The following is a 7,459-nucleotide window of genomic DNA, read 5'->3' as shown; positions in this document are numbered from 1 at the left end:
TCACCACCCGCAGACCCGGCTTGATCTGATTGTCGGTGGCCGAGCTGTCGTTGTTCTTGTACTGCACCTTCACCGCACCCGTGCCCGGCGTACCACCACCACTCGCGGCCGTCGTCGCCGTCACCGCGCCGGAAGCCGCCGACACATTGCCGGCCGCGTCCCTCGCCTTCACCGTGTACGAGTACGCCGTCGAGGCCGACAGCCCGCTGTCCGTGTACGACGTCGACGTGGTACTGCCCACCTTCGTCGACCCCCGGTACACGTCGTACCCGGTCACCCCCACATTGTCCGTCGAAGCCGACCACTTCAGCGACACACTCGACGCCGTCGTCCCCGACACCGCGAGGTTCGTCGGCGCGGACGGAGCGGTCGTGTCGGAGGCACCACCGCCACCGGAGCCGAACCCCGGCGCCTTGACGGACGTCAGATAGCCGTCCTTGGCGGTGTCGACCGTCTGCCAGTCGTCCTTGAGGATGCCGCCGGTGTCACCGGAGTCGGGGTTCCAGCACCAGAAGGTCCACTGGAAGCTGTCGGCGCCGTACTGCGAGGTCGGGCGGAGGTAGTCGACCAGGGCCTTCAGCCAGGTCTGGTCGGTGGCCGACTGGAGCGTCGTGCCGAACTCGCCGACCCAGACGGGGGCGATGTTGTTCTTGAAGAGGTAGCCCCAGTGCTTGTCCCAGATGCCGGGCATGTTGCTCGGGAAGGACGGGTCGCTGAACCAGGGCTGGTCGGCGACGCTGGTGGCGTAGTCGTGGGCCGAGTAGACCACGCGGTTGGCCACGTCGAGCTGGACCGGGTAGGTGCCGGCGCCCTCCAGGTTGCCGCCCCACCAGGTGGAGTCGCCGTTGTACGTCTGGACGCCCTCCACGAAGATCAGCATGTCGGGGTTGGCCGACAGCACCGCGTTGCCGCCGCGCTCGGCCGCGAGCCGCCAGTCGATGCTCGTGTCGCCGCAGCCCCAGCAGGCCGGGTCGTGCGGCTCGTTGTGCAGGTCGATGCCGATGACCGTGGGATTGTTCGCGTAACGGCTCGCCAGCGACTTCAGGTTGGCGATCCAGGTCGACTCCGGAACGCTGTTGGTGTACCAGAGGGCGCTCTGTCCGCTGGAGTCCGGCCGGTGCCGGTCGAGGATGACCTTCAGACCGATCTGCCCCGAGTAGTCCACGATCTTGTCCAGGACATGAAGGGAGTCGAGCCCCTGGAGGTCCGCGTTCTTGCCGCTGGAGAAGTCGATGCTGGACGGCGTCGTGCCGGACTTGAGGATGTCGTCGGAATACGGGATGCGCAGCGTGTTGTATCCGGTCGCGGCGATCTGGTCGAGCATGCTCTTGTAATCCCGTGACCACAGGCCGTGGACCACGTGGTTGTCGGTCTCGAAGCCGAACCAGTTGATCCCGGCGATGCGTACCGGGTTGCCGTTCGCGTCCACGATCTGGCGGCCGCTGGTGTGCCAGTAGCCCGATCCCGCGGTGCCCGCCGCCCGCGCGGGCGCCGTACCGGCCACGGCGGCCAGCAGGGCGAGCAGGATCACGGCCACGGTCCCCATGACCGTATACCGCCGAGGTGGTCCCAACTCCGCAGGTCTCATAGCAGCCAACTCCTCTTGTATGGCGTGCCTTCGTGCTGCTGACGGCGCTGCCGCACCGTGGCGCGCCGTTGCGCCGCCGTGCGGTCGGACATGCGGTTCGCATGCGGTGCGAATCGGTGGTACTGCGCCGGGGAGCGCCGCCCTGGTGCCACGGACCGCAGGCTTCCGCCACTCGGTACCGGGGGCGTCAACTCCGGCTTGGGTTAAGAGCGTTGAACGTGGGAGCGCTCCCAGCGCTGAGGAAAGTAACAACTCGAAACAGCGCTGTGAAGGGGCCTCGGCGAAACCTGGGCGCAATGGCGTGTTCACGTGCCCTCTCAAAGAGGGGACCGGCGTGCTCGGCGGCGGCGGGTCGTCACCACCCGAAAACGCGGTGAACTCGCCGCATCCGGCGGCGATGCATGACCGGGCGGAGACCTACCGCCGGGTATCCGACGCGGGCCGTCGGGGACCGGACGCCGCGCCGAGGCAGAGGCAAGACGGAGAAACAGCCATTCGGCAATTGCACGGACGACGCCGCGCGCCGCGCCCGCGTTCCCCCGGTTTGACGCAGGGGTTGCGAGGGCAGCCCTCATGGCCGACGGCAGGGAGGAGCCGGGGCAGGCTCCGACTCGACGGCATGCGCGAGACCAGACAGACCCCCGGCTCGACGGCGCACGGATACCGGGGGCAAGGACTTCACGGTCCGACGGCGTACCGGTACCGACACAGGGCCCACAACTCGACGGCATGCGCGAGACCGGACGGCCCCCGACTCGACGGCGCACGGGCACCGGGGCAAGGGCCTCGCGGTCGACGGGACACCGGGCAGACCCTGGCGGGGCGGAATGCCGCTACCGGAGTCACACGCCTCCCTGCGTGCGAACGCCCCGGGCAAACCACCGTCACCCCGGGTGCGGTGCCGGGGAAACCCCGGTACCGTCCTCAGGCGGACCCGCGGAGCACCAGCTCCGTGGACAGCACCACATGGCGCCGGACGCCGGTGCGGGACTCGATCTCCTCCAGCAGCACCCGCGCCATGGTGCGGCCCATCTCCTCCGTCGGCTGCCCCACGCTGGTGAGCGGCGGATCGGCGTGCCGGGCCACCGCGGAGTCGTCGAAGCCGACCAGCGCCACGTCCTCGGGGACGCGACGGCCCGACTGGCGCAGGACGTGCAGGGCGCCGCTGGCCATGACGTCGGAGGCGGCGAAGACGGCGTCGATCCCCGGGTGCCGCTCCAGCAGGGCCCGCATGGCGGCGCGGCCGCCCTCCTCGGTGAAGTCGCCGTGGGCGACCAGCGAGGTGTCCCCGCCGAGCCCCGCGGAGTTCATCGCCTGGGTGTAGCCGTCGAGCCGGCAACGGGCGACGTACATGTCCAGGGGGCCGGTGATCGTGGCGACGGTCCGCCGGCCCATTCCGAGCAGGTGCTCGGCGGCCGACCGGGCGCCGCCGACGTTGTCGGCGTCGACGTAGGACATCCGTTCCCGCTCCGAGCGCCGGCCGTTCAGCACGGTCGGCACCCGCAGCCGCTCCAGGAGGCTGGGCAGCGGGTCGTTCTCGTGCACCGACACCAGCAGCACGCCGTCGACGCGGCGGGCCTCCAGGTGCTGGGCCAGACGCTGGCGTTCGCGTGGGGTCCGGATGAGGGTGAGCAGCAACTGCATGTCCGTGTCGGCGAGTTCGGTGCTCACGCCGCGCACGATGTCCAGGAAGTACGGCTCCGCGCCGAGCCGCGTCTCCGGTTCCGGGATGACCAGGGCGACCGCGTCCGTGCGGTCGGCGGCCAGGGCGCGGGCGGCGCGGTTGGGCACATAGCCCAGCTCCGCGATCGCCGCCTCCACCGCCGCGCGCGCCTGGGCGCTGACCTGCGGGGAGCCGTTGACGACCCGCGAGACCGTGCCCCGCCCGACACCGGCTCGCGCGGCGACCATCTCCAGCGTCGGCCGGCCGCCCCGCCCCTCGCCCGCAGCCGTCGTGCCCTTGCCCGTCACCATGGATGACAACCCGTCAGTCGCACCAACTCGGAGTGTTCGTTCCCTTGACACGCCCGCGGGAACGGCGGACCTTCATTATGCCAACCTGGGAGCGCTCCCACGGGAGCGCTCCCAGATTAATGCCGCTTTGATCACGCCGCGGTCCGGGAAGAACGGCGTGAACGCACGGTCACGGAGGGGAGGGGGCAGGATGCGCGGGTCGTCTCCACGCCGGGTCCGCGTCGCCCGCGCGTGCCGGATCACCGGGCTCGGTGATCCCGGTGATCCGGAAGGAACCGGTGGCCGACGGGGCCCGGCGGGGACGGCCCGGTCGTCAGAACTTCGGGGCGGGTGACTGGGCCCTGACCAGTTCCACGGCCTCCGCCTCCGATTCCACTGACGGCGGGGAGCCGTCCAGTGGCTTGTTCGCCGTCTCCCTCATGCACAGGACGGCGACGACGCCGACGGCCGCGGCACCGACGGCGTAGAACGCCGGCACCAGATCGGTGTGGAACACGCCGATCAGAGCGGTGATCACCAGCGGGGTGGTGCCGCCGAAGAGCGAGGCCGAGAAGTTGTAGGCGACCGACAGGGAGCCGTAGCGGACGTGCGTCGGGAAGATGGCCGGGAGGGCCGCCGACATCGTGCCGAGCATGGCCACCAGGGACAGGCCCATCAGGAGCAGGCCCAGGGTGATCAGCGCGACGCCGCCCTGCCGGATGAGCAGGAAGGACGGCACGGACAGGACCAGGAACCCGAGCATCCCCGTCATCAGCAGCGGTTTACGGCCGAAGCGGTCGGAGAGGCGGCCTACCTGGTTGATGACGCACATTTGCAGGACCATCACGATCAGCAGGATCAACAGCCCGTGGTTGGTGTCGTAGCCGAGTTCGTCGGAGAGATAGGTCGGCATGTACGACAGCAGCATGTAGTCGGTGATGTTGTACGCCGCCACCAACGCGACGCACAGCAGCAGCGGCCGCCAGTAGCGGGTGAAGATCTTGCCGAGGTCGGCGGCGGCGGAGGTCTCCACCGCGTCGGCGGCCTCGGTCGCCCGCGCCTGGCCGCCCTCCAGCTTCTGGAAGGCCGGCGTCTCGTCCAGCCTGAGCCGCAGATACAGGCCGATGAAGCCGAGCGGGGCCGCGACCAGGAAGGGGACGCGCCAGCCCCAGTGCAGCATCTGCTCGTCACTGAGGAGACTGGTCAGCGCGACGACCAGGCCGGACGCCCCGACGTAGCCGGCGAGCGTGCCGAACTCCAGGAAGCTGCCGAAGTAGCCGCGCCGCTTGTCGGGCGCGTACTCCGCGATGAAGGTGGAGGCGCCGCCGTACTCGCCGCCGGTCGAGAAGCCCTGCACCAGACGGAAGAAGATCAGCAGGGCCGGGGCCCACATGCCGATCGCGGCGTGCGAGGGGATCACGCCGATGGCGAAGGTGCCGACCGCCATCATGATCATGGTGAGGGCGAGGATGCTCTTGCGGCCGATCCTGTCGCCGAGCGGCCCGAGGACCATGCCGCCGATGGGCCGCACCAGGAAGGCCACCGCGAAGGTCGCGAAGGTGCTGAGCAGCTGGGCGGTGTGGTTGTCCGAGGGGAAGAAGACCTTTCCCAGGGTCGCGGCCAGATAGCTGTAGATGCCGAAGTCGTACCACTCCATCGCGTTGCCGAGCGCCGCGGCCTTCGTGGCGCGTTTGACCGCGGGTTCGTCGGTCACGGTGATGTCGCCGCGGCGCAGCTTGGGGTGGCGTCGCTTCTCGATGGCGCGGAAGAGCATGCGGTGGCGTCTGACCGCGGCGGGATCCACCGGACTGTCTTGGTCAGTCGCCGTCATCACGGGGCTCCTCTCGCCGATCTCGTTGCACACGCCAACGCCTGCGCAGATCTCGCGCGTTCAAACTCGTCGCTTCGTACCGTACTCGCGACGTCACGTGGGGTGCATGACGATCCTGGTCCGGTGCGCGTCAGGGGATGTCGCCGGTCCAGTCGAGACGGGTGCGGTCACCGGGGCGCGGGATGTATATCGCCCGGCCGCCGGTGCCGAACCGGCCCAGCTCGGTGGGGAGCGCGATGCCCGTGGCAGAGGCGTCGTCGGCCCGGTCGGTGATGTCCAGGAGCAGGCCGTCCAGGGGGCCGCCGACCAGTTCGGCGTACCTGCGGTCCGGGCGCGGGCCCGGGTCCTCGTGGTCATGGCCGTAGACCCGGCCGCGCAGCAGCTGCTCGTCGTCGCCGTTCATGGTCCAAGCCTCGCAGCCACCACTGACAACGGGATCTTGGCCTATGGCCTCGCCGATGGTGCTCGGGCGGATTTTCTTCCCCCCCCTTTGCGGTTGCAGCTAGAGGTGTGTTTCCGTGACCCGGCGGGGAACGTGGTTCCTCCTGGCGGGTCCGAGCGGAGAGGAGCCCAGGTGACAACGTCGACGCCGGCGGCGGACGGTCGCGGCCGGGGGGCCCAGGAGGCCGGTTACCAGCCGGACCCACGCCGGTGGCGCGCCCTGTGGGTCACGCTCGTGGCCGGCTTCATGAGCCTGCTGGACGTGACGATCGTGGCGGTCGCCCTGCCCACCATCCAGCGCGATCTCGGCGCCTCCCCCGCTCAGGTGCAGTGGGTGGTGTCCGGATACGCGCTCACCTTCGCCCTCGCCCTGGTGACCGCCGGACGGCTCGGCGACGCCCTGGACCGGCGCCGGATATTCCTGCTCTCGCTCAGCGCCTTCGTCCTGGTCAGCGCGGCCTGCGGGGCGGCGCCGAACATCACGCTGCTGGTGGTGGCCCGGCTCGCCCAGGGTCTCGCGGCCGGGTTCATGGCGCCCCAGAACTCCGCGCTCATCCAGCAGTTGTTCCGGGGCGCGGAACGCGGGCGGGCCTTCGGGTTCTTCGGCGCGACCGTCGGCATCTCGTCGGCCGTCGGGCCGATCACCGGCGGCGCGATCCTGGCACTGGCCTCGGGCGCCGACGGCTGGCGGTGGATCTTCTACGTCAATGTGCCCATCGGCATCCTCGCCGTGCTGCTCGGCCGCCGGCTGCTGCCCCGGGTCGAGGGTTCGGGGCGGGGCCATGTGGACGCGACCGGTGTCCTGCTCCTCGGGCTCGGTGTGCTCGCGCTCATGTACCCGCTGGTCCAGGCGGAATCCGGCGGGATCGACCGGCTGTGGTGGCTGTTCCCGGCGGGCGCCCTGGTGCTCGTCGCCTTCGCCCAGTGGCAGCGCCGTCTGGTGGCCAGGGGCGACCAGCCGCTGCTCGATCCGCGCCTGTTCAGCAGCGTGCGCGGCTACGCGGTCGGCGCGGGTGTCGGCACGCTGTACTTCATCGGCTTCAGCGGGGTCTGGCTGGTCTTCGCGCTCTTCTACCAGCACGGTCTGGGCTTCTCCCCGCTGCGCTCCGGGCTCGCCGTGACCCCCTTCGCGGTGGGCTCGTCGGTCGCGGCCGTCATCGCGGGGCGGCTGGTGGAGCGGCTGGGCCGCCTGCTCACCGTGTGCGGTCTCGCGGGCGTGATCCTCGGCCTGGGCGGCACCGCGCTGCTGCTGCGCTCCGTGGACCTCGGCGTCGCGCCCTGGGTCGCCGCCCCGGTGCTGTTCCTCGGCGGTGTCGGCAGCGGGTTCGTGGTCTCCCCCAACTTCACGATGACGCTGCGGGACGTGCCGGTGCGGATGGCGGGCGCGGCGGGCGGCGCGCTGCAGACCGGGCAGCGGCTCGGTGCCGCGGTGGGCACGGCCGCCCTGCCCGGCCTCTACTACCTGATGCTCGGCCGGCACCACGACTACCGATCCGCCGTCGTCCTGGCGCTGGGTGCCGCGCTCATCGGCATGCTGGCCTCCCTGGCGCTCGCCACGTTCGACTGGCAGCGGGACCGGCCGGCCCGCGTGGGCCCTCCTCGGGAAGTGGCCGACGACCCGGTGCGGTCCGGGCGGTCCTGAGCGC

The 7,459-nt window shown here is 70.7% G+C and carries 5 protein-coding genes; 1 reads left to right on the top strand and 4 read right to left on the bottom strand.

The annotated features are described in order from the left end of the window. From QSK45_RS28295 to QSK45_RS28280, 4 genes are all read right to left on the bottom strand, one after another. A partial coding sequence (locus QSK45_RS28295; RefSeq protein WP_285561723.1) for a cellulase family glycosylhydrolase occupies positions 1-1,546 on the bottom strand: 1,546 nt, incomplete at its 3' end. A 966-nt stretch (positions 1,547-2,512) separates the two neighbouring features. Further along, positions 2,513-3,562: a LacI family DNA-binding transcriptional regulator gene (locus tag QSK45_RS28290; RefSeq protein WP_285561722.1), complete on the bottom strand. Its 1,050-nt coding sequence runs from the start codon at positions 3,560-3,562 to the stop codon at positions 2,513-2,515. A gap of 313 nt (positions 3,563-3,875) precedes the next feature. After that, positions 3,876-5,372, bottom strand: a complete 1,497-nt coding sequence (locus QSK45_RS28285; protein ID WP_285561721.1) for an MFS transporter — start codon at positions 5,370-5,372, stop codon at positions 3,876-3,878. 130 nt (positions 5,373-5,502) lie between these two features. Then, positions 5,503-5,775, bottom strand: a complete 273-nt coding sequence (locus tag QSK45_RS28280) for a hypothetical protein (RefSeq protein ID WP_285561720.1) — start codon at positions 5,773-5,775, stop codon at positions 5,503-5,505. 171 nt (positions 5,776-5,946) lie between these two features. Between QSK45_RS28280 and QSK45_RS28275 the strand changes: the two genes are divergently transcribed. Beyond that, positions 5,947-7,455 (top strand): MFS transporter, encoded by a 1,509-nt coding sequence (locus QSK45_RS28275; protein ID WP_285561719.1) that lies wholly within the window; start codon positions 5,947-5,949, stop codon positions 7,453-7,455. The last annotated feature ends 4 nt before the right edge of the window (positions 7,456-7,459 follow it).

The sequence above is a fragment of the Streptomyces hygroscopicus subsp. hygroscopicus genome, assembly GCF_030269125.1.
Taxonomy (GTDB): Bacteria; Actinomycetota; Actinomycetes; order Streptomycetales; family Streptomycetaceae; genus Streptomyces; species Streptomyces hygroscopicus_C.
The sequence above is the reverse complement of the archived record's forward strand: the minus strand, read 5'-3'. Positions and strand labels throughout refer to the sequence as shown.